This is a genomic window from Micromonospora sp. CB01531 (genome assembly GCF_001905095.1).
Taxonomy (GTDB): Bacteria; Actinomycetota; Actinomycetes; order Mycobacteriales; family Micromonosporaceae; genus Micromonospora.
This window is the reverse complement of record NZ_LWLS01000077.1, coordinates 1-20,158: the sequence shown is the minus strand read 5'-3', so window position 1 is coordinate 20,158 and position 20,158 is coordinate 1. Positions and strand designations below refer to the sequence as shown.

General features: G+C 72.3%; 18 protein-coding genes, 2 tRNA genes and 1 pseudogene. 13 read left to right on the top strand and 8 right to left on the bottom strand.

From position 1 onward, the window contains the following. Positions 1-22: 22 nt before the first annotated feature. On the top strand, positions 23-325 hold the full coding sequence (ctaJ, locus tag A6A27_RS22335; RefSeq protein ID WP_443189991.1) for an aa3-type cytochrome oxidase subunit CtaJ: 303 nt from the start codon (positions 23-25) through the stop codon (positions 323-325). Continuing rightward, a complete protein-coding gene (locus A6A27_RS22330; RefSeq protein WP_073836600.1) occupies positions 312-725 on the top strand; it encodes a DUF5130 family protein in 414 nt (137 codons plus the stop codon). The genes ctaJ and A6A27_RS22330 overlap by 14 nt, the downstream gene beginning before the upstream one ends. 59 nt (positions 726-784) lie before the next feature. Here the strand turns inward: A6A27_RS22330 and A6A27_RS22325 are convergent, their stop codons facing one another. Together A6A27_RS22325 and pepN are read right to left on the bottom strand one after the other, a co-directional pair. Next, on the bottom strand, positions 785-1,348 hold the full coding sequence (locus A6A27_RS22325) for a Uma2 family endonuclease (protein WP_073836644.1): 564 nt from the start codon (positions 1,346-1,348) through the stop codon (positions 785-787). Between the two features lie 85 nt (positions 1,349-1,433). Next, positions 1,434-3,983 carry an aminopeptidase N gene (gene pepN, locus A6A27_RS22320; RefSeq protein ID WP_073836599.1) on the bottom strand — a complete coding sequence of 850 codons (2,550 nt, stop codon included), beginning with the start codon at positions 3,981-3,983 and terminating at the stop codon, positions 1,434-1,436. A gap of 248 nt (positions 3,984-4,231) precedes the next feature. Between pepN and A6A27_RS22315 the strand changes: the two genes are divergently transcribed. The 4 genes from A6A27_RS22315 to A6A27_RS22300 all read left to right on the top strand — a co-directional run bounded on the left by A6A27_RS22315 (position 4,232) and on the right by A6A27_RS22300 (position 7,224). Beyond that, positions 4,232-4,831, top strand: a complete 600-nt coding sequence (locus A6A27_RS22315; RefSeq protein WP_443189992.1) for a mycothiol-dependent nitroreductase Rv2466c family protein — start codon at positions 4,232-4,234, stop codon at positions 4,829-4,831. A 164-nt stretch (positions 4,832-4,995) separates the two neighbouring features. After that, the gene (locus A6A27_RS22310; RefSeq protein WP_073836597.1) at positions 4,996-5,382 is read left to right on the top strand and encodes a hypothetical protein; all 387 of its coding nucleotides are present in this window, start codon (positions 4,996-4,998) and stop codon (positions 5,380-5,382) included. A 99-nt stretch (positions 5,383-5,481) separates the two neighbouring features. Next, positions 5,482-6,681 (top strand): DUF1015 family protein, encoded by a 1,200-nt coding sequence (locus tag A6A27_RS22305; RefSeq protein ID WP_073836596.1) that lies wholly within the window; start codon positions 5,482-5,484, stop codon positions 6,679-6,681. A 72-nt stretch (positions 6,682-6,753) separates the two neighbouring features. Continuing rightward, positions 6,754-7,224: a ribose-5-phosphate isomerase gene (locus A6A27_RS22300; RefSeq protein ID WP_073836595.1), complete on the top strand. Its 471-nt coding sequence runs from the start codon at positions 6,754-6,756 to the stop codon at positions 7,222-7,224. Positions 7,225-7,227: 3 nt separating this feature from the next. On the opposite strand, the pseudogene A6A27_RS47560 reads toward A6A27_RS22300, so the two are convergent. Then, positions 7,228-7,440, bottom strand: a pseudogene (locus tag A6A27_RS47560) (hypothetical protein); the annotation flags it as partial. A gap of 404 nt (positions 7,441-7,844) precedes the next feature. Beyond that, positions 7,845-9,065: a GNAT family N-acetyltransferase gene (locus A6A27_RS22290; RefSeq protein ID WP_073836594.1), complete on the bottom strand. Its 1,221-nt coding sequence runs from the start codon at positions 9,063-9,065 to the stop codon at positions 7,845-7,847. 99 nt (positions 9,066-9,164) lie between these two features. Here A6A27_RS22290 and A6A27_RS22285 point away from each other — a divergent pair, with 99 nt between their 5' ends. Beyond that, positions 9,165-9,704, top strand: a complete 540-nt coding sequence (locus A6A27_RS22285; RefSeq protein ID WP_073836593.1) for a hypothetical protein — start codon at positions 9,165-9,167, stop codon at positions 9,702-9,704. Positions 9,705-9,869: 165 nt separating this feature from the next. On the opposite strand, the gene A6A27_RS22280 is transcribed toward A6A27_RS22285, so the two are convergent. From A6A27_RS22280 to A6A27_RS22270, 3 genes are all read right to left on the bottom strand, one after another. Beyond that, positions 9,870-12,830: an Hsp70 family protein gene (locus A6A27_RS22280; protein ID WP_073836592.1), complete on the bottom strand. Its 2,961-nt coding sequence runs from the start codon at positions 12,828-12,830 to the stop codon at positions 9,870-9,872. 237 nt (positions 12,831-13,067) lie between these two features. Next, complete coding sequence (locus tag A6A27_RS22275; RefSeq protein WP_241825392.1) at positions 13,068-13,481, bottom strand: VOC family protein; 414 nt, start codon at positions 13,479-13,481, stop codon at positions 13,068-13,070. A 161-nt stretch (positions 13,482-13,642) separates the two neighbouring features. Continuing rightward, positions 13,643-13,716: transfer RNA gene (locus A6A27_RS22270), tRNA-Gly, on the bottom strand. 270 nt (positions 13,717-13,986) lie between these two features. On the opposite strand from A6A27_RS22270, the gene A6A27_RS22265 reads away from it, so the two are divergent. From A6A27_RS22265 to A6A27_RS22240, 6 genes are all read left to right on the top strand, one after another. Further along, positions 13,987-14,060, top strand: a tRNA-Pro gene (locus A6A27_RS22265). A 145-nt stretch (positions 14,061-14,205) separates the two neighbouring features. Further along, positions 14,206-15,552, top strand: coding sequence for a trigger factor (gene tig / locus A6A27_RS22260; protein ID WP_073836591.1), 1,347 nt, complete (start codon positions 14,206-14,208; stop codon positions 15,550-15,552). A 174-nt stretch (positions 15,553-15,726) separates the two neighbouring features. Beyond that, complete coding sequence (locus A6A27_RS22255) at positions 15,727-16,368, top strand: ATP-dependent Clp protease proteolytic subunit (RefSeq protein WP_073836590.1); 642 nt, start codon at positions 15,727-15,729, stop codon at positions 16,366-16,368. Between the two features lie 14 nt (positions 16,369-16,382). Beyond that, positions 16,383-17,045, top strand: a complete 663-nt coding sequence (locus A6A27_RS22250) for an ATP-dependent Clp protease proteolytic subunit (RefSeq protein WP_073836589.1) — start codon at positions 16,383-16,385, stop codon at positions 17,043-17,045. Positions 17,046-17,255: 210 nt separating this feature from the next. Continuing rightward, positions 17,256-18,551, top strand: a complete 1,296-nt coding sequence (gene clpX, locus A6A27_RS22245) for an ATP-dependent Clp protease ATP-binding subunit ClpX (protein ID WP_073836588.1) — start codon at positions 17,256-17,258, stop codon at positions 18,549-18,551. Positions 18,552-18,620: 69 nt separating this feature from the next. Beyond that, positions 18,621-19,418, top strand: a complete 798-nt coding sequence (locus A6A27_RS22240) for a carbon-nitrogen hydrolase family protein (protein WP_073836587.1) — start codon at positions 18,621-18,623, stop codon at positions 19,416-19,418. Positions 19,419-19,424: 6 nt separating this feature from the next. Here the strand turns inward: A6A27_RS22240 and A6A27_RS22235 are convergent, their stop codons facing one another. Then, a complete protein-coding gene (locus A6A27_RS22235) occupies positions 19,425-19,652 on the bottom strand; it encodes a hypothetical protein (protein WP_073836586.1) in 228 nt (75 codons plus the stop codon). Positions 19,653-20,158 lie beyond the last annotated feature (506 nt).

Here is a 20,158-nt window from a genome sequence, read left to right as displayed (position 1 = left end):
TTTCCGCCTGGGGGCGTTGGGATTGTCTGTTACCGAGACGTTGCTGGTCTTCGCTGGCATCCCGGCGGCCGCGGTGCTGGTGATCGCCGGACTGGCGTTCGTCGGCGGCCGTGGCGGCGGTGGCGGCGCCAAGCGCTACCGGCCGGGCCGGCCCTTCGACTTCACTCCGGTCTGGTTCCTGGGCCGTCCGGAGCAGCTGGCCGACTCGGCCGGCACGGCACTGGCCGCCGGGGCGCAGGCGCCGGCGCTGAGCAGCCGCAAGCAGGAACTGGCCGGCCGGGAGGCGCCGGCCGCGGGTACCGGAGGCGCAAGTGACCGTTGGTGAGATGTCGGCCGCGACCGGGACGGGCAACCCGCCCCAGGTGTTGGACGGGCCCTTCTCGACCCGTCAGCTGCTCCGCATCGACGAGGCGCTCCGCTTGGCCGACCAGGGCACCGGACTGGTCTTCTCGGTCTACGTGGGCGGCCTGGACGAGCCGATCCGGGAGCACGCCGAGCGGCTGCACCGGCAGCTCGCCGAGCCGGACAAGTCGGTGCTGATCGCCGTGTCGCCCAACCAGCGGCAGCTGGAGATCGTCACCGGCCGGTACGCCCGCAAGCGCATCCCGGACACGTACGTCAAGCTCGCCGCGCTCTCCATGGTGGCGTCCTTCGGCGGCGGCGACCTGGCCGGCGGCATCATCCAGGGCCTCGACCAGCTCGCCAGCCACGCCGGCAAGGGCTGAGCTCTTCCCGTACGACGAAGCCCGCCCCGCGAACTCGCGGGGCGGGCTTCGTCGTCCTGTCAACGGGGCCAGACGGACGGGTCAAGCCGCATCGACCACGGCTCGCCGACCGCGACCGGGTCATCCGGTCCCACCGTGCCGAGCAGGTCGTAGTGGACGCCCTTGACCAGCTCGTAGCGGTACACCACCGGACCGAAGTCGCCCCGCTCGACCCGCCAGTAGGCGGGGATGGCCGCCTCGGCGTACAGGGCGGGCTTGGTGAAGCGGTCGTGCCGGCGGCTGTTGGGCGACTCCACCTCGACGACCAGGGCGATGTTCGCCGGATCCGCCCACATCCGATCTCGAGGCGCACCAGGCTTGAGGACCGTGATGTCCGGAAACAGGTTGCCACCTGGCACCCGGACACCGATCTCTCGGATCACCCTCCAGCCGTCCGGCGCAGTCTGCCGCAGCGCCATCCGGATGTCGTCCGCCAGTTCGTGATGGTCTGGTCCGGCCGGAGGGGGCACGTGCAGGCTCCCGTCGATGATCTCGTAGCGGTTCCCGTCCTCCGGCAGGTCGAGCAGGTCCTGCTCGCGCCAGCTACGTTCCGGTGGGCGCCACTCGTAGGTCGGCCGTGCCATCACGTCCACCTCCTGCCCACACGATAACGGCCCGGGGCGACGCGGGCTCGCACCCGCGCCGGCCCCGGGCCGCGTACTCCTCAGGTCAGGCGCTCCGGGCGTCCTTGGCCCGGGCCGTCAGGGCGCGGACCACGCCGTCGCGGCCCTCGGCAACCAGCCGGCGCAGCGGGGCCGGATGCCCGTCGCCCGCCAGCCACCCGTCGGTCGCCGCCACCGTGTCGTCCTCCACCACGTACGCCGGGTAGGCGAGCTGGGCGAACTCCTGCGCCGGCTCGCTGTCCCGGCTGCCCCAGACCTGGTCCACCGTGGCGAAGTACTTCTCCCGGTACGGCGCCACGAGGTCGACCTGCGCCGGGTGCGCGAAGCCCTGCAGCAGCGCCCGGTTGCGCCAGTTCGGCAGCGCCTCCGGGCCGGTGAGCGCCGCCCACACCGCCGCCTTGTTCTCCGCGGTCGGCACCAGGGCGTGCGCGTACGCGGCCTCCCGCTCGCCGCTGGCGGTGCGGTCCCGGGCCAGCTCGGCCTCCACCTCGGCGGCCCCGGCCGCACCGTTGGCCACCAGCGACTGGAGCACCCCCCAGCGCAGCTCGGTGTCCACCGACAGCCCGGCCGGCACCTCGACGCCGTCCAGCCAGCCGCGCAGCGCCGCCAGGTCCTCGGCGGACCGGGCCGCGGAGGTGTACGCCCGAGCCCAGGCGAGCTGGAACCCGCTGCCCGGCTCGGCCGCGGCCAGTGCCGCGCGGGCGGTACGGGCCAGCTCGGTCCAGCCGGCCGGCGCCCACGCCGGGTCGGCGTAGAAGGTGAGCGCGGTGGTGGCCTGCCGCAGCGTGGCGGTGACCAGGTTGATGTCGCTCTCGGCGGGCAGGCCGGCCAGCACGAGCGCGACGTAGTCCCGGGCGGACAGTTCGGCGTCCCGAACCATGTCCCAGGCGGCCGTCCAGCACAGCGCCCGCGCCAGCGACGACTCGAAGCCGGCGATGTGCTGCACCACGTTCGCCATGGACCGCTCGTCCAGCCTCAGCTTGGTGTAGGTGAGGTCGTCGTCGTTGAGCAGCAGCACGTCGGCGGCGGGCGTGCCGTGCAGCGCGGACAGCTCCGTCGTCTCGCCGGTCACGTCCACCTCGATCCGCTCCCGGCGGACCAGCCGCCCGTCGGTCAGGTCGTAGAGGCCCACGCCGATCCGGTGGGTACGCAGCGTCGGGTGCCCGGCCGGCGCCTCCTGCCGGACCAGCACCCGCTCGTAGCTGCCATCGGCGCCGATGGTCAGCTCCGGGCGCAGCGTGTTGACCTGCGCGGTCTCCAGCCACTGGGCGGCGAACTTGCGCAGCTCCCGGCTGGAGGCCGCCTCCAGCTCGGCGAGCAGGTCGTCGAAGGTGGCGTTGCCCCAGGCGTGCTTGCCGAAGTATGCCCGCAGGCCGGCCAGGAACGGCTCCTCACCGACGTACGCGACGAGCTGCTTGAGCACGCTGGCGCCCTTGGCGTACGTGATGCCGTCGAAGTTGACCTCGACGGCCTCCAGGTCCGGCATCTCGCAGTAGACCGGGTGGGTGGAGGAGAGCTGGTCCTGCCGGTAACCCCAGTTCTTGCGGATCGACAGGAAGGTCGTCCAGGCGTCCTGGAACCGGGTGGCGTGGGTGTTGCACCAGTGGCTGGCCCACTCGGCGAACGACTCGTTCAACCACAGGTCGTTCCACCAGCGCATGGTGACCAGGTCGCCGAACCACATGTGGGCCAGCTCGTGCAGGATCGTGTTGGCGCGCTGCTCGTACTCGAAGTCGGTGACCTGCGAGCGGAAGATGTAGTGCGACTCGGCGTGCGTGACGCAGCCGAAGTTCTCCATCGCGCCGGCGTTGAAGTCCGGCACCCAGAGCTGGTCGTACTTGGCCAGCGGGTACCGCACGCCGAACTTCTCGTGGAAGAAGTCGAAGCCCTGCTTGGTGATCAGGAACAGGTCGTCCGAGTCCAGGTACTGCGCCATCGAGGCCCGGCAGAAGACGCCCAGGTCGATGCCGTCGTGGCTGTCCCGCACCTCGTGGTACGGGCCGGCGCAGAGCGCGGTGATGTAGGTGCTCATCCGCGCCGACTCGGCGAAGTGGACGGTCTTGAGCGCCTCCCCGGCCGGCTCCTCCCGCTCTACCGGCATGTTGGACACCACCCGCCAGTGGTCCGGCACGGTGGCGTGCCAGGTGTAGACGCTCTTCAGGTCGGGCTGGTCGAAGCAGGCGTACACCTTCTGTGCGTCCGCCGTCTCGAACTGGCTGTAGAGGTAGGTCTCGCCGTCGACCGGGTCGACCGTGCGGTGCAGACCCTGCCCGCTGTTCGAGTACGCGAAGTCCGCGTCCACCACGAGGACGTTCTCCGCCGCCAGGCCGGCCAGGGTGAGGCCCTTCTCCGCCGACCAGCCGGAAGTGTCCACCGGCGCGCCGTTGAGCGTGGCGGACCGGACCGAGTCGGCGGCCACCTCGATGAACGTGCTCGCCCCCGGCTCGGCGCAGCGGAACCGGACCTCCGTCACCGAGCGGAACGTGCGGCCGGTGGCGGCCTGCACGGCAGTGGACAGGTCAAGGCTGATGTCGTACCCGGTCACGTCGAGCAGGCGGGCCCGCTCGGTGGCCTCGACCTGGGTCAGGTTACGCACTCCCGGCACTGTTCGTCTCCATCCCACTGTTGTCGCCGCGGCCCGCGGCACCGGCCTCGCCGGCCCGCTCGTGGCGGCCGGTCCGCACCGAGTCTTCCATGCAATGACACCCTTCGGTGGCCGAGGTCACGCTCTCATTCCGGCACCGGTCGATGCCGCCCGGGGTGAGGATCGGGGGTAAGGCGCCGGAGTTCCGGCGTGCGAAGTCGTGAAGGGATATCACCGTGACCGAACGTGCCGCCGTGGACATGTGGTTCGACCCGCTGTGCCCGTGGGCCTGGATCACCTCCCGCTGGCTGCTGGAGGTCGAGCAGGTCCGGGAGGTGGACATCCAGTTCCACGTGATGAGCCTCTCCGTGCTCAACGAGGGCCGGGACCTGCCCGAGCAGTACCGGGACCTGATGAAGCAGGGCTGGGGCCCGGTGCGGGTCTGCATCGCCGTCGAGCAGGCCCACGGCGGGGAGACGCTGGCGAAGCTCTACACGGCCATGGGCACCCGGATCCACCTCGGCAAGGAGCCGCTCGGCCGGGAGATGCTGGTCGGCGCGCTGACCGACGTCGGGCTGGACCCGGCGCTCGCCGACGCTGCCGAGACGACCGCGTACGACGAGGCGCTGCGGGCCAGCCACGAGGCGGGCATGCGGCCGGTCGGCACCGAGGTCGGCACCCCGGTGATCCACGCCCCCGGCCCGGACGGCGGCCAGGTCGCCTTCTTCGGCCCGGTGATCACCCCGGCCCCGAAGGGCGAGGCGGCCGGCCGGCTCTGGGACGGCGTGCTGCTGGTCGCCGGCACCCCCGGCTTCTACGAGCTCAAGCGGACCCGGGAGCTCGGCCCGATCTTCGACTGAGGTGTGGACGGGCCCCCGGTCGACGCTTCGGTGGAGCGGGACCCTTCCTGGCAGCGCGCGACCCCGCGGCGCCGGCGTCACCCCGGCGGCGCGGGGTTCGTTTCATCAGGTGTCCCAGCCGGCGGCCCGCGGGGCCGCACCCCGGCAGCTCCTGGAGGCGTTCCATGGGTAAGCACCGCCACCTGTCCGAAAACGCGCCGGTGCCGGCGACCGAGGACTCCGGTGCGACGTACTGGTCCGTGGCCGAAGGCGACTGGCCGGCCGTCCGGCCGACCCTGCCGCCCGAGATGGTGGACCTGCTGGCCCCGCCGATCGTGGTCGGCGTCGCCCGGGTTGTGGCCACCTCCCGGATGACCCCGCCCGCCGACGCCGCCCTGCCGCCCGGGACCGCCGGGCCGGTCCGGTCCGGCGCCGCGGCCGGCCGGCCCGCGCCGGGCGCGACGACGGTACGCCTCGCTTCCTCCGCCGCGTCCCGGCCGGCCACCCCGGCACCGAGCCGCCGGCCGGCCCCCGGCCGGCACCGCAGCGCCGGCGTCGACCGCACCGCCTGACGGCTGTCCGGAAGGGCTGCCTGCGCCACTCCTTTCACCTGATGGAAGCAGCGAGGGTCCGGCACGGCGCGGTGGGTGGCGCGGGTAGCGTCAGCGGGCATGACGGTCGTGCATCCGATCGCCCGGGCCTGGATCACCACTGGCGGCACCGGCGCGCAGAACTACGACGAGTTCGCCGACGACGCGGAGATCACCGCCATCGTCGAGGCGAATCCGCACAGTGCACTCGGCATCGAGATGCCCCACCGGGCACCGGGCAGCGTCGGGAAGCCCTTCCTCGACGCGCTCCCCGACGCGGTGGCCCGCCTCGCCGAGGCCAAGGCGGACGGCAGCTACACCCCGGCCGAGCAGGTCGTGGTGCTCTACCGGATCAGCGCACCCGGCGAGGAGCCCGCGTACGGGCTGTTCGCCATGGTCGACACCGACCAGATCTCCACCCGGGCCGACGAGCCCGGTCTGGTGATCCGCAACGAGGACGTCTTCATCGCCAAGGTGCGGGAGCGGGTGGCCCTGGCCGAGGCGCTGGGCCACCTGCTCTCGCCCGTACTCCTGCTGCAGACCGGGCGGGGTGACGAGCTGCACGCCGCGCTCGCGGCGGCGACCGAGGCGGCGGGCGCGCCCGCCGCGACCGACGTCGACCAGGCCGGGCGGACGCACGCCATCTGGCTGGTCGGCCCCGGCCCCGAGCAGGACGAGCTGACCGCCCTCGCCGGCGGCGGGGAACTGGTGGTCGCGGACGGCAACCACCGCAGCCTGGCCGCGCAGACCGGTGGCCTGACCCGCTTCCTCTCGGTGATCACCACGCCCGCCTCGGTCGCCATCCAGCCCTACAACCGGCTGGTCAGCGAGCTGACCAGCACCCCGGAGGAACTGCTCGACCGGCTGCGCGCCGCCGGCGCCGAGGTCAGCCCGATCAACGGCCCGGTCGAGGTCCCGGCGGCCGGCGGCACCGTCCGCCTCTACCTCGCCGGCCAGGGGTACGCGGTCAGCCTGCCGCAGGTCGGGGGCGGCCGGCTGGAGAACCTGGACCACGCGCTGGTCGAGCGGCTGCTGCTGCGCGACGCGCTCGGCCTCGACCCGGGCGACAAGCGGATCACCTACGTGGGCGGCGACTACCCGGCGAGCTGGCTCACCGGCGAGGTGGACGCCGGCCGGGCCGAGCTGGCCGTCCTGATCGCCCCGGTGACCGTGGACGACTTCGTCGCGGTGAACCTGGCCCGGGAGAAGATGCCGCGCAAGAGCACCTGGTTCACCCCGAAGGCGCGCGCCGGCCTGGTCGTGGCCGAGCTGCCGCGCTGATCCTGTGACGAATTCGCCTCCGTGCCGCCGCCCGCGCGGCGGCACGGAGGCCGGCCTGACAGACTGCGCGGTATGCGCGTCTACCTGGGATCCGATCACGCCGGCTTCGAGCTGAAGGGGCACCTGGCCAACCACCTGGCCAAGCAGGGGTACGAGGTCGTCGACGTGGGCCCGCACGGCTACGACCCGGACGACGACTACCCCGCGTTCTGCCTGCACACCGGCGACCGGGTGGTCAACGACCCGGGCAGCCTCGGGGTGGTCATCGGTGGCTCCGGCAACGGCGAGCAGATCGCCGCCAACAAGATCGCCGGCGCCCGGGCCGCCCTCGCCTGGAGCATCGACACCGCCCAGTTGGCGCGGGAGCACAACGACGCCAACATCATCGCCGTCGGGGCCCGCCAGCACACCCTGGACGAGGCGACCGCCCTGGTGGAGGCGTTCCTGACCACGCCGTTCTCGGGCAACCCGCGGCACGCCCGCCGGATCGCCCAGGTGGCCGCCTACGAGCAGACGCGCGAGCTGCCCGACCTGCCCGCCTGACGGCTAGCGGTTCGCGCGGGGGAGTTCCTCGCGGGGCACCCAGTTGCGCCGGACGATCACGACGCGGGCCTCGGCCTCGGCCAGGTCCGCGTCGGTCGGCCGGGCGGCGTCCCGCGCCCGCAGCGCGGCGGTCACGCTCACCTGCGAGGAGCCCGAGCCGACCAGGCCGCGCAACCCCCGCTCACCCTCCTCGGCGGGGCCGCCGCGGCGTCCCCGCTCCGACGACTCCAGCTCGGCGTGTCTTGCGCCACGCCGCGACCTGGAGCCGTCGTCCGACGACTCCAGCTCGGCGGGTCTGGTGGCACGCCGCGACCTGGAGCCGTCGTCATGCACCTTCGCCGTGGTGGCGGTCGGCCCGTCTGCGAAGGTGCCGGCGGGCTCATGCCGGCCGGCCCGCCCGGCGGCGCCTTCGCCGTCCGGCGCCCCGGCCTCGCCGTGGTGCCGCAACCGGCGGCGTCGCCGCTCCGCATCACCCATCACCCGACCGTACCGTCCCACCGCTGATCGCGCCCGCCCACGCCCGGCCACCCCGAAGCCGGCGATCATGGAGTCGGCGGTAGCGAAACCGGGCGCATTTCGCGGTCATGATCGACGTGGGCGGCGGGCTCAGCGGCGGAGACTCAGAAGACCTCCATCGGGGCCGGGGCACGGTGCCAGCCGAAGGCCGGGGCCACCTCGGCTACGGTGCCCGGCACCAGTTCGCGGACCCGGCCGGCGGCGGCGAGCGCCCCGAGCCCGGACCCGCCCAGGTACAGCTCGCCGAGGACGCGGACGTCGCAGCCGAGCCGGGCGGGTGCGTCGCTCGCCGCGCACTCGGCCCCGGTCGGACCGCCGACCAGCCGCCAGCGGCCGGTGTTCTCCGGCAGCAGGTCGTCGGTCACCTCGAACACCACGTCCACGTCGACGGCGTACCGGCGGGCGGCCAGCGCGGCCGGGACGTCCACGACGCGTAGCCACAGTGCGTCGGAGACGTGGGCGCCGAGCTGCCGAGGCTCGTTCACCAGCCACAGCAGCGGCTCGTCCACGGCGGCCCGGTCGAACGACAGGCGCCGGGTCAGGTCGATCGACAGCAGTAGCCGCCACAGCGCCTGGTACGCCGCCGGGTTCCCGGCCACCACCTCGTCGACCCGGACCTCGCCGCGCGGGCCGGTCCGGTCCCACTCCTCCTTCGTCCGGTACAGCGCGTACCCGTCCAGGCCGGCGCGCCCCTCGTGCAGCAGCACCCGGCGCTCGGTCGCGCCGCCCCGCAGGTCCGCCACGTCGGCGAGTACGTACGCCCACCAGCGCTCGTCCCGTCGCGACCAGCCGGGGCGGTCGGCGCGGACCCGCTCGTACAACTGGGCCAGCTCGGCCTGGTGCGCGGCCGGCCGGTCCAGGCGGAGCGTGCCTTCGACGGACGCCGGTTCCGGCAGCCGCAGTTCGCTGGTGTCGCAGCTCAGCGTGTACCGCTGCGCGGCCAGGCCGTAGCCGAAGCGGGGATAGATGCGACCCTCGCTGGCCCAGAGCACCGCGACCGGCTCGCGGCCGGCGTCGCGGATCTCGCGGAGCTGCCGGCGCATCAGCCCGGTGAGCAGGCCCCGGCGGCGGTGGGTCGGGGCGACCGAGACCATCGTCACGTGCGCCGCCGGCACGGTCGCGCCCGGCACGGTCAGCTCGCGGCTGAACGCGCTGGCGTGCGCCACGGCGGCGTCGCCGTCGCGGACCAGCAGGGCGCGCTCCGGCTCGAAGATGGGCCGCTCGATCTCCCGCAGCTCGGGGTCAACGCCGCCGTGGAAGGCGAGGGCGAGCAGCCCGGCGATCTCGTCGAAGTCCTCGGCCCGGGGCACCACAGCGTCGATCATCGGAACTGTCTAACCCATCACCTTCGGGGTCGGCGACCGATTTGCCGGCTCGCTACCCTCGGAACCGTGGCCGGCGTCGGTCGAGGGGGAGGACACGAGATGGCGGACCAGACACAGCCGTGGGCCGAGCGCACCGTGGAGGTGCCGCCGCAGCCCGGTGTCGGGGTGGTGCCACCGCAGCGGGACGCGTTCCGGCGCGGGGTCGCCGCGGTGGGGCAGCCGAGCAGGCCGCGGACCGAGCAGTTCTCCACCGTCGACCCGACGGCGGGCTGGTCCGGTGACTCCGCCCCGCGCCGCCCCATGAGCTGGCATCTGGCCCAGCTGCGCCGGGGCGGCGAGTGGAGCGCGGCAGGCGCCCTGTTCGCCTTCGTCTGCTGGGGGATCTGGGCGATCTCCGGGCGGGGCGATCTCGGTGCCCCGCTGCTCACCTTCGTGCTCAGCCTGCTCACGGCCGTCGGCCTCTTCGCGCTCGCCCGCCTGCTCGGCCGGCTGGTCTGGGAGCGGCAGCTGGGCCGGATACGCCGCAGCGCACGCGGAGCCCACCTGGTGACGGCGATCTTCCTGGCCGGTGTCGGGGTCGCCTACCTCCAGCAGACCGAGTGGGTCGTGGCCGCCTGGAACTGGGTCAGCGGCAACTGATCCGCCGTGACCGCGGGCGGGTCGGCGTTCCGCCGCCCGCCCGCAGGCCCGGTCGCGGGATGCCGCGACGCCGGTCGTCACTCCACCAGGACGGGGTCGCCTTACCCCTCTTTGCCCGGTTCATCCGTCGCCCGGTGGGCTGAGCCGTCCAGCGACCCGGGCGGATCAGTCCGCGAACCGGTACAGCACGAAGTCCTTCTCGGCACCGCAGGCGAGCACCTCGGCGTTCCACGAGCAGGACTCGCTGCGTACCTCCTTGAGCAGCCCCATCTCGGACGGGCCGTCGGCGCTCACCGACATCCCGGCCACGCTGCGGTCGTCCGCCACGCTGCTCGGCGTCTCCGCGAAGAGCAGCACGTTCCCGGCGTCGATCCGCCCGGCCACCCCGTCCCGGTCCCGCAGCACCGCCGTGCCCTCTGGGTCGAAGAGGGTGACCGCGGCCTGCGGGGCGTCGCGCCGGACGAGCAGGTGCTCGCCGAGCGGTACCAGCCCATCCGCCTTCGGGGCCGGCCAGTGACGGGTGGCCTTCCCCTCGGTGACCGCCACCACCTCCGTCCCGTCAGCCCCGGAGCCCGGCACCTCCAGCAGGCAGGCCCGGTGCTCGCCGCAGGTGACCAGCGTCTTCGCCCGGCGCCGCTCGTCCGGGGCGGTGTAGAGCACGACCGGCCCGGCGAGGCTGCCGAGGTCGTAGGCGAGCAGCCGGTAGCCGTGGGTGTCCTCGATGACGTACAGCCGGTCGTCGCGCGCCGCCACCAGGTCGTCGACGTCGGCGACGTTGGTCCGCTGGCGGATCTCTCCGCTGTTCATGTCGATGACCCGCACCGACCGGTCCGCCCCCACCTGGACGAGCCGGGTCGCGTCCCCGAGCCATGGCGCCCGCGGCGATCCGTCGAAGTACGCGGGCCCGCCGAGCGCCTCGCCCGTGCCGACGGGCACCACCGCGGTGCGGGCGTCGCCGTACTCGTTGCGCGGGTTGTCGTGGTGCCACTTCTCCTGACCGTTGTCGAGCCGCAGCCCGACCAGCCGGCCACCGGTCCGGTCGAGCCAGACCGCCGTCTCCTTGGTGAAGTACAGGGCGTCGTCGCCCCGGATGGTCAACCGCCAGCGCTGGTTGCCCGAGCCGGCGTCGAGTACCACCAGGTCGCGGGGGGTGGCACCGGAGGCGTCGGCGAGCACGGCGACCGCGCCGGGCAGCGCCTGCACGGCCTGCCACCGGTCCGCCGCCACCGGGGTCGGCTTGCGCCACCGCTCGTCGCCGGTGGCCGCGTCGACCGCCACCACCTCCAGCCGGTTGTCCGCGCCCGGATACGCCAGGTAGGCCCGGTCGGCCAGCACCGAGGTGAACATCGCGGCCGGTCGCTCGCCGCCCGCCTCGGGCCGGGCAATCAACTTCGGGGTACGGAACTCCAGCGCCGGGTAGGGGTCCCGGAGCGCCCACAGCACCGCCGCTGCCACCACACCGATCACCACGAGGCCGGCGCCGGCCGCGATCCAGAGAGCCCGCCGGCCCCGTCCCGGTCGGGCCGCGCCGATCCCCGGCGGCGCGGGCGAGACCGGCGGCTCCCCGCCGGATGTCCCCAGTCCCCGGCCGCCGGGAGCGAAACCGCGCTGACCGGGGACGGCCGGGGGTTGCCCGGCACCGGCGTACCCGGACGGAGCCGGGGCGACCGCGTACCCGGGCAGCGTCGGCGCGTCGTCGACCAGAGTGCCGTGCGGGGCGGGGACCGGCACCGTGGTTGCCGGGAGCGCGCCCCCGGGTGCCGCGCCCTTGGGCAGGATGCCGTGCGGTCCGGCGGCCGGCGGCGGGCTCTGGGGCAGCGTGTCGGGCGGCCCGGCGGGTGCGGGCACGGTGGGGGCCGTTGGCGCGCTCTCGGGTCGGGTGCCGTGCGGGCCGGCGGGTGCGGGCCCGGCCGGCGCCGGGGCGCTCTGGGGCAGCGCACCCTGCGGGCCGGCGGGCACCGCCGGTGGCGTCCCGGCTGCGGCCCGGCGGGGCAGCGGAAGGTCCGTCAGCGCGCCCTCGGCGACCGGCAGCTCGGGCTGTTCCAGGACGGTCGGGGCGACCCCCAGGTCGGCGTGCAGCATCCGGGCCACCAGCGGCACCCGGGACGACCCGCCGACCAGGAAGAGGCCGGCGAGCTGCCCGGGAACGAGCCCCGCGGCGGCGATCACGTCCCGGGTCTCGGCCACCGCCCGGGCCAGCAGGGGAGTGGCGAGCAGTTCCAGGTCCTCCCGGGTCAGTTGGGCTGCCGCCTCCACCCCCGGTACGGCCACCGGCGCGACCATGGCCCGGGAGAGCATCTCCTTCGCGCCACGCACGTGGTCCCAGAGCTGATGCCGGTCCCGCCACTCCGCGGTGGTCGTCGCGCTGGTCAGGCGCGCCCACGCGGCCGGGTGCACCGGGCCGACCAACTCGCCGAGCCGGCCGACCAGGGCGGCGTCCAGGTCCAGACCGCCGAGGTCGGCGACGCCGCCGCTGGCGACCAGGGCGAATCCCGAGTCGCCCCAGGGGTCGGCACCCTCGTTGCGCAGCACCGCCACGTCGAGGGTGCCGCCGCCGAAGTCGAACACCGCGACGGCTCCCCCGACCGGCACCGGCCGGCGCAGCACCTGGGCGTAGTAGCGGGCGGCGGCCACCGGCTCGCGCAGCAGGCGGGTGCCGGGCGTGATCGGACCGGCCATGGTGTGCTCGGCGGCCGGCGGCCAGCCGGCCAGCGCGAGCGCGTCGTGCAGCACCTGCCGGCGGGGCGCCGCCCAGGCCGCCGGGTGGGTGACCACTGCAGGCGGGAGGAAACCCACCGCGGCCACGGCGGCGTCCGCCACCGTCCGCAACGTCGCCGCCAGCAGCTCCGCCGGCCGGTACGTCCGGCCGCCCAGCTCGACCGTCTCCTCGGCCACCCGGCGCTTGGGGTTCGGCTCGTACCCGGCCGGGTCGGCCTGGGCCAGCCGTTGCGCGTCCCGTCCCACGTGGAACCGTCCGTCGGAGTCGACGTAGACGCCGGAGGGGAGGATCGGATGTCCGTCCACGAGCAACGGGCGGCTCCGCCCGTCCGGCCAGCGCAGCACCGCCACCGTGTTCGAGGTGCCGAGGTCGACGCCGAGGGCGAACCCGTCCTGCTGGCCTGACATCGTGGCTACCTCCACCCGACGCGGGGATGTCCGGCCCCGCATCGTACGCAGCCCCCGCCGCCCGGCTCATCCGCCGGTCGGGACGGTCGAACCGGGTCCTGGCCGATCATGGTGGGCCGCCGGTACGTCGGACCGGACCGTTCAACTGCCGAGGCCGGCCTCCCGGGCCCGGACGACCTCCTCCTGCTCGGCGCCCTTCATGAGGTAGCCGGCGAAGAGGCATCACTCACGGGGTCGTCAGCTCTTGTGGGTGAGGACGTTGATGACCCTGCCGTTGGGGTCACGCATGAAGAAGCGTCGGACTCCCCATGGTTCGTCGGTGAGCGGGTGCACGATCTCAGCGCCGGCGTTTCGGGCGGCCTGATGCGCGGCATCGACATCGTCGACCTCCACGGACACGTCGGGGATGACCGGTGCAGTGGCGTCGTGGGTCATGAGGCTCAGCTGAGCTCTCGGGTTGGCGCGATCGCTCAGGGTCACGATCCAGCCCATGTCCATGACGACCTCGAAGCCAAGTACCTCGACGTAGAAGGCGGTGGCCGCCGCGATGTCGTCGGTAGCCAGGTCGGGCATTACGCGCTTTATGGCCATGGGGGCCATGCTGCCGCACGGCAAATCCGTCGACCAGGTCTGCCCCGCCTTGTGCGTCATGGCGCTGCCGGAAGTAGGGGCCACCCGAGCTGCCGGCTGGGCAACAAGCCCCGGTGCCGCCCCGAGCCCGGATGCGGCGTGGTTGCCACGCAAAATCAAAGCTGGGGAGATGTGAAAGGCCCAGGTGCCGCGATCATGCGGTCTACCTGGGCCTTCCTGGGTGGAGCGGGCGACGGGAATCGAACCCGCACCGTCAGTTTGGAAGACTGAAGCTCTGCCATTGAGCTACGCCCGCATGCACCCCGCTGCGGCGGGGCGCGCCCGACAGCCTACCGAATCCCCGAACCGGACGCGCAGCCCCGTGCCGCGCGTCGCTGGTCGCTCGACTTCAAGATCTTCACTACTTCCCTGAAAGCGCCCCCTCGCCGCCCCGAGAGACCACTCTTTCCCCGAAACTGCTGCCTCCTGCAAACCCGGCGCGGGCCTTGCGTCGCGCCAGCGCGGGGCCTGGCGCGGCCCCGGTGCGGGTCCGGGGGGCGCGGACGGCATACACTTCTCGTCGCCACGGGGTGTGGCGCAGCTTGGTAGCGCACTCGCTTTGGGAGCGAGGGGCCGTGGGTTCAAATCCCGCCACCCCGACTGTCCGTTCGCGGCCCGGCCGTCCGGGAACCGCCGATTTTTCCGCGCGGCACCCGGGCGCTGCCGATGCAGCAGGCCGGCTCGCCTACACTCGATGCGCGTAATCACGCCCAGACTCAACTGAGATCCGTCAAGGAGTACGCCTGTGAAGAGCACCGTCGAGACTCTGAGCCCGACGCGCGTGCGGCTCGCCATCGAGGTGCCGTTCGTCGAGCTCGAGCCGAGCCTCAAGAAGGCGTACCGGGAGATCGGGCAGCAGGTCCAGGTTCCCGGCTTCCGTCGGGGCAAGGTTCCCCCGCGGGTGATCGACCAGCGGGTGGGCCGGGGCACCGTCCTCAACGAGGCGGTGCAGGAGGCGATCCCGCAGAACATCCTCGCCGCGGTCCGCGAGCACGACCTGAAGACCCTCGGTCGCCCGGAGGTCGAGATCACCGAGTTCGCCGACGGCGACTCGCTCAACTTCACCGCCGAGGTCGACGTCCGCCCGGAGATCACCCTGCCGGACCCGGCGTCCATCGAGGTGACCGTGGACGAGATCCAGGTCGCCGACAGCGAGATCGACGAGCAGGTCAACGGCCTGCGTGAGCGGTTCGCCACGCTGAAGACCGTCGAGCGGGCCGCTCAGGAGGGCGACTACGTCCAGATTGACCTGAACGCCACCGTCGACGGCGAGGAGGTGCCGGGCGGTTCGGCGAGCAACATCTCGCACGAGGTCGGCAGCAAGCAGCTCCTGCCGGGCCTGGACGAGGCCCTGGTCGGCCTGGCCGCCGACGAGAGCACCACCTTCTCCACGCAGCTGGTGGGCGGCGACTACGCCGGCCGTGACGCCGACGTGGCGGTGACCGTCCGCACGGTCAAGGAGAAGGAGCTGCCGGAGCTCAACGACGACTTCGCCCAGCTGGCCAGCGAGTTCGACACCATCGAGGAGCTGCGCAACGACCTCCGCGAGCGGGTGACCCGGGGCAAGCAGGTCGAGCAGATCTACGCCGCCCGGGACAAGGCCCTCGAGCAGATGGTGGCCACCGCCGAGGTGCCGGCCCCGGAGGGTGTCGTCCGCGAGGAGGTCGAGAGCCGCAAGGCCGCGATGGTCGACCAGCTCGAGCGCATCGGTGCCTCCCTGGAGGAATACCTCGCCGCCGAGGAGAAGACCGAGGAGCAGATCGACACCGAGCTCAACGAGGCGGCGACCGAGGGCGTCAAGATCCAGCTCCTGCTGGACACCCTGGCCGACGCCGAGGACGTCCAGGTCTCCGACGACGAGTTCGGCCACGAGATCGTCCACCGCGCCCAGCGCGCCGGCATGGCCCCGCAGCAGTACTACGACCAGCTGGTCCGCTCTGGCGCCGCAGCGGCCGTCTTCGGCGACGTCCGCCGGGGCAAGGCGCTCGCCGCCGTGATGGAGAAGATCAAGATCAAGGACTCGGCGGGCAACGAGGTCACCCTGGACGCGCTCCGCGCCCAGAACGAGGCCGAGCACAACCACGAGCACTGATCGCCGGGTGTCGGCCGCCGTCCCTCGCTGCACGCTGGACGGCGGCCGAAACCCTTTTCGGGGTACGCCCTCCAGGGCAGCTGCGCTGAGAGCGAACAGTGCCCCGACCGGGAGTACGCCCCCCGGCTGAGCGGTTAGTGTCGGGTACGACGGTACGGAGAGCGAAGGGCTGCCATGACCGACATGCACATCCCAGCGAAGCCGCTCCGGGCGCTCGAGGCCCGCGGTGGTGACTCAATTGGCAACCTCGACGACTCGGTCTACAACCGGTTGCTCAAGGAGCGGATCATCTTCCTGGGCAGCGAGGTGACCGACCAGGTCGCCAACCGCATCTGCGCGCAGCTGCTGCTGCTCGCCGCGGAGGACCCGGACCGCGACATCAACCTCTGGATCAACTCGCCGGGTGGCTCGGTCTACTCCGGCATGGCCATCTACGACACCATGCAGTTCATCGACAACGACGTGTCGACCGTGGCGATGGGCATGGCGGCCTCGATGGGCCAGCTGCTGCTCTGTGCGGGCACCAAGGGCAAGCGGTACGCCCTGCCGCACGCGCGGATCATGATGCACCAGCCGTCGGGTGGCATGGGCGGTACGGCCGCCGACATCGCGATCCAGGCCGAGCAGATGCTCTACACCAAGCGGATGTTCCAGGAGCGGGTCGCGTTCCACACCGGCCGGAACGCGGCGGAGATCGAGGCGGACTCGGACCGCGACCGCTGGTTCACGGCCCAGGAGGCCATGGACTACGGCTTCATCGACAAGGTGATCACCGGAGCCGCCCAGGTTCCGGAAGGCGCCGGGACCCTGAGCTGACCGAGGAGCTGACGATGACCGACCTGAGCCTGCCGCCCCAGTTCGCGGCCGTGCACAACCGCTACGTTCTGCCGTCGTTCGTCGAGCGCACGTCGTACGGGATGAAGGAGTCCAACCCGTACAACAAGCTCTTCGAGGACCGGATCATCTTCCTCGGCGTGCAGGTGGACGACGCCTCGGCCAACGACGTGATGGCCCAGCTGCTGACGCTCGAGGGCACCGACCCGGACCGCGACATCATCATGTACATCAACTCGCCCGGCGGCTCCTTCACCGCCATGACGGCGATCTACGACACCATGCAGTACGTCCGCCCGGACATCCAGACCGTGTGCCTCGGCCAGGCGGCCAGCGCGGCGGCCGTGCTGCTCTCCGCGGGCACCCCGGGCAAGCGGATGGCGCTGCCCAACTCCCGGATCATCATCCACCAGCCGGCCACCGAGGGCGGCTACGGCCAGGGCTCGGACATCGAGATCCAGGCCCGGGAGATCCTGCGGATGCGGACGCAGCTGGAGACGATGCTGTCCCAGCACTGCAACCGCCCGGTTGACCAGGTCCGCAAGGACATCGACCGTGACAAGATCATGACGGCCGAGGAGGCCAAGGAGTACGGGCTGGTCGACACGATCCTGACCAGCCGCAAGAAGGGTCTGCTGGCGGCGCACGCCGCGAGCTGAGCTCTGCAGGATCGGAGGTCGGCCGGGGCATCGGTCCCGGCCGACCTCTGACACACCCGTTTTGGGGGTCGGAGAAACCTCCGTCAGCGGGTAACGTCGGGTCTGTACCGCTTCGCTGGTGCGGACCGGCGGATGGGACGACAGACGGACGGGCGGCAGGCCCGCAGGTCAGGGCCGGCGCTCCGGCCGACGAGTGCAGGGAGAACGTAGGTGGCACGGATCGGTGACGGCGGCGACCTACTGAAGTGCTCCTTCTGCGGCAAGTCGCAGAAGCAGGTCAAGAAGCTCATCGCGGGCCCGGGCGTCTATATCTGCGACGAGTGCATCGATCTCTGCAACGAGATCATCGAGGAGGAGCTGGCCGAGTCCGGCGAGGTGAAGTGGGAAGAGCTTCCCAAGCCGATGGAGATCTGCCAGTTCCTCGACAACTACGTCGTCGGTCAGGAGCAGGCCAAGAAGGCGCTCGCCGTCGCGGTCTACAACCACTACAAGCGGATCCAGGCCGAGGCGGCCGGCGCGCCCGGCTCCGGCAACGACGGCGTGGAGCTGGCCAAGTCCAACATCTTGCTGCTCGGTCCCACCGGCTGCGGCAAGACCCACCTGGCGCAGACCCTGGCCCGGATGCTCAACGTCCCGTTCGCGATCGCCGACGCCACCGCCCTCACCGAGGCGGGATACGTCGGCGAGGACGTGGAGAACATTCTCCTCAAGCTGATCCAGGCGGCCGACTACGACATCAAGCGCGCCGAGACCGGGATCATCTACATCGACGAGGTCGACAAGATCGCCCGTAAGTCGGAAAACCCGTCGATCACGCGGGATGTCTCCGGCGAGGGCGTGCAGCAGGCGCTGCTGAAGATGCTCGAAGGCACCGTGGCCAACGTGCCGCCGCAGGGCGGGCGGAAACACCCGCACCAGGAGTTCATCCAGATCGACACCACCAACGTGCTGTTCATCTGCGGCGGTGCCTTCGCCGGCCTCGACCAGATCATCGAGGCCCGCACCGGCTCCGGCGGCACCGGCTTCGGCGCTCGGCTCCGGTCGGTGTCCGATCGGTCGACCGACGACATCTTCAGCCAGGTCATGCCGGAGGACATGCTCAAGTTCGGGTTGATCCCCGAGTTCATCGGCCGGCTCCCGGTGATCACCAACGTGCGCAGCCTCGACCGGTCGGCCCTGGTGCGGATCCTCACCGAGCCGCGCAACGCCCTGGTCCGGCAGTACCAGCGCCTCTTCGAACTGGACGGCGTGGAGCTGGAGTTCGAGCAGCCGGCGCTGGAGGCGATCGCCGACCAGGCCATGCTCCGCGGCACTGGCGCCCGTGGCCTGCGGGCGATCATGGAAGAGGTCCTGCTCTCCGTGATGTACGAGGTGCCGAGCAACCCCGACGCCGCCCGGGTGCTGATCACCCGCGAGGTGGTGCTGGAGAACGTCAACCCGACCATCGTGCCCCGCGAGTTCACTGGTCGCCGGGCTCGTCGGGATCGCGAGGAGAAGTCCGCCTGACCGTCAGCACCGGGGCGCTGCTCGGCTGAGCCCTGTCGCCGACCGCGCGCCGCCCGTACGCTGAGCCCCATGCGCGTCGCCGTCTGCCAGCTCAATGCCCGCGACGACCGTGCGGCGAACCTGGCCGCCGCCGAGGCCCTGCTGGTCAGGGCCGCGGCGGCCGGGGCCGACCTCGCCGTCCTCCCCGAGTACGTCGACTATCTGGGCGTGGCCGAGCGGATGCCGCCGGCCGAGCCGGTCGACGGCGTGGTGGGGGAGTTCTTCGCGGGGGTCGCCCGCCGGCTGGGCATGTGGGTGATCGCGGGCTCGTTCCACGAGGCCGGACCGGATCCGGACCGCACCTGGAACACCTCGCTGGTCTTCGACCGCACCGGTGCGCTCGCCGCCAGCTATCGCAAGATCCATCTGTACGACGTGGAGATTCCGGGCCGGGTCTCCTACCTGGAGTCCGCGACGGTGGCTCCGGGTGACCAGCCGGTGGTGGTCGACGTCGACGGCCTCCGCGTCGGCCTCTCGATCTGCTACGACCTGCGATTCCCCGAGCTCTACCGGCAACTGGCCACGGACGGCGGCGCCGCGCTCCTGGTCGTGCCCGCCGCGTTCATGATGTACACCGGCCGGGACCACTGGGAGGTCCTGCTGCGGGCGCGGGCGATCGAGAACCAGTGCTTCGTCGCCGCCGCCGGCCAGACCGGTGACCACGATCCGGGGCGGACCTGCTTCGGACGCAGCATGGTGGTGGACCCGTGGGGGACGGTGCTCAGCCAGGTCCCGGACGGCCCTGGCCTCGCCGTCACTGATCTGGACCTCGACCGGCTGCGGAAGATCCGCGCCGAGTTGCCCAGCCTCGCCAACCGCCGGCTGTGAGCCCGGTCAGCTCTCCAGCAGCACACCGAGCACGGTGAAGCCGGCGATCGCCGCGGCGGTGATCAGCAATGCCGTGGTCATCCGGGAGCGGCCGCGTTTGGCCAGCCGCCCCACCGACGCCGCGACGACGAAGACCACGAAGGCGGCGATGACGAGCTGCCAGAACGGCAGCAGCAGGCCGAGCAGGGTGTCTGCGGCGAGCGTCGCCACCGGGATCCGGGACACGTCATCCATGCCAGACACTCTGGCACGGTTGTGCGCTCCGTGGTCGTCCTCGATGCCTCCGGTCCGCCATCCGATGCTGTGGCACCCGCCGGAAGCGCAGTGACAGACGTTGATTTGCCTTCTCGGGGCCGTCCGCGTAACTTTCTCTCTGCACGCGGGAGGCCGGACAAACCGGCCGACAGCGGGCGCCAGGCTCGTGGCGGAGACGCCGAGCGAGACTGGGGATCTGGGCGGTGCGAGGCGCTCCGAAATACGGGGTTGCGATCGCGAAGCCGACCGGGTAGAGTTCGAAGGCCGGCAGGGAGCCGGGCGGGTGATCGCGAAAGCGACACCGGCCGGTCCGCCGGAACCCACGACAGCAACGACCGCCGGGAACGGCGTGCGTCGGCGTGGATCGGACCGAACCAAGTTGATCACCTCGGATACGAGGTTGACTGCGCGGAACGGCCCGGGTAGAGTGGAGAGGTTGCCCCGGACAGGGTCCTGCGGAATGCAGGGTTGCTGGATGGTGTGTG

Coding starts and splice junctions, on each gene's coding strand:
- A6A27_RS22255 (WP_073836590.1), top strand. CDS start 15,727: ATGACCGACATGCACATCCCAGCGAAGCCGCTCCGGGCGCTCGAGGCC.
- A6A27_RS22310 (WP_073836597.1), top strand. CDS start 4,996: ATGGGTAAGCACCGCCACCTGTCCGAAAACGCGCCGGTGCCGGCGACC.
- A6A27_RS22325 (WP_073836644.1), bottom strand. CDS start 1,348: ATGGCACGGCCGACCTACGAGTGGCGCCCACCGGAACGTAGCTGGCGC.
- A6A27_RS22300 (WP_073836595.1), top strand. CDS start 6,754: ATGCGCGTCTACCTGGGATCCGATCACGCCGGCTTCGAGCTGAAGGGG.
- A6A27_RS22250 (WP_073836589.1), top strand. CDS start 16,383: ATGACCGACCTGAGCCTGCCGCCCCAGTTCGCGGCCGTGCACAACCGC.
- A6A27_RS22305 (WP_073836596.1), top strand. CDS start 5,482: ATGACGGTCGTGCATCCGATCGCCCGGGCCTGGATCACCACTGGCGGC.
- A6A27_RS22285 (WP_073836593.1), top strand. CDS start 9,165: ATGGCGGACCAGACACAGCCGTGGGCCGAGCGCACCGTGGAGGTGCCG.
- A6A27_RS22315 (WP_443189992.1), top strand. CDS start 4,232: ATGTGGTTCGACCCGCTGTGCCCGTGGGCCTGGATCACCTCCCGCTGG.
- A6A27_RS22235 (WP_073836586.1), bottom strand. CDS start 19,652: ATGGATGACGTGTCCCGGATCCCGGTGGCGACGCTCGCCGCAGACACC.
- A6A27_RS22275 (WP_241825392.1), bottom strand. CDS start 13,481: ATGACGCACAAGGCGGGGCAGACCTGGTCGACGGATTTGCCGTGCGGC.
- A6A27_RS22290 (WP_073836594.1), bottom strand. CDS start 9,065: ATGATCGACGCTGTGGTGCCCCGGGCCGAGGACTTCGACGAGATCGCC.
- A6A27_RS22280 (WP_073836592.1), bottom strand. CDS start 12,830: ATGTCAGGCCAGCAGGACGGGTTCGCCCTCGGCGTCGACCTCGGCACC.
- A6A27_RS22240 (WP_073836587.1), top strand. CDS start 18,621: ATGCGCGTCGCCGTCTGCCAGCTCAATGCCCGCGACGACCGTGCGGCG.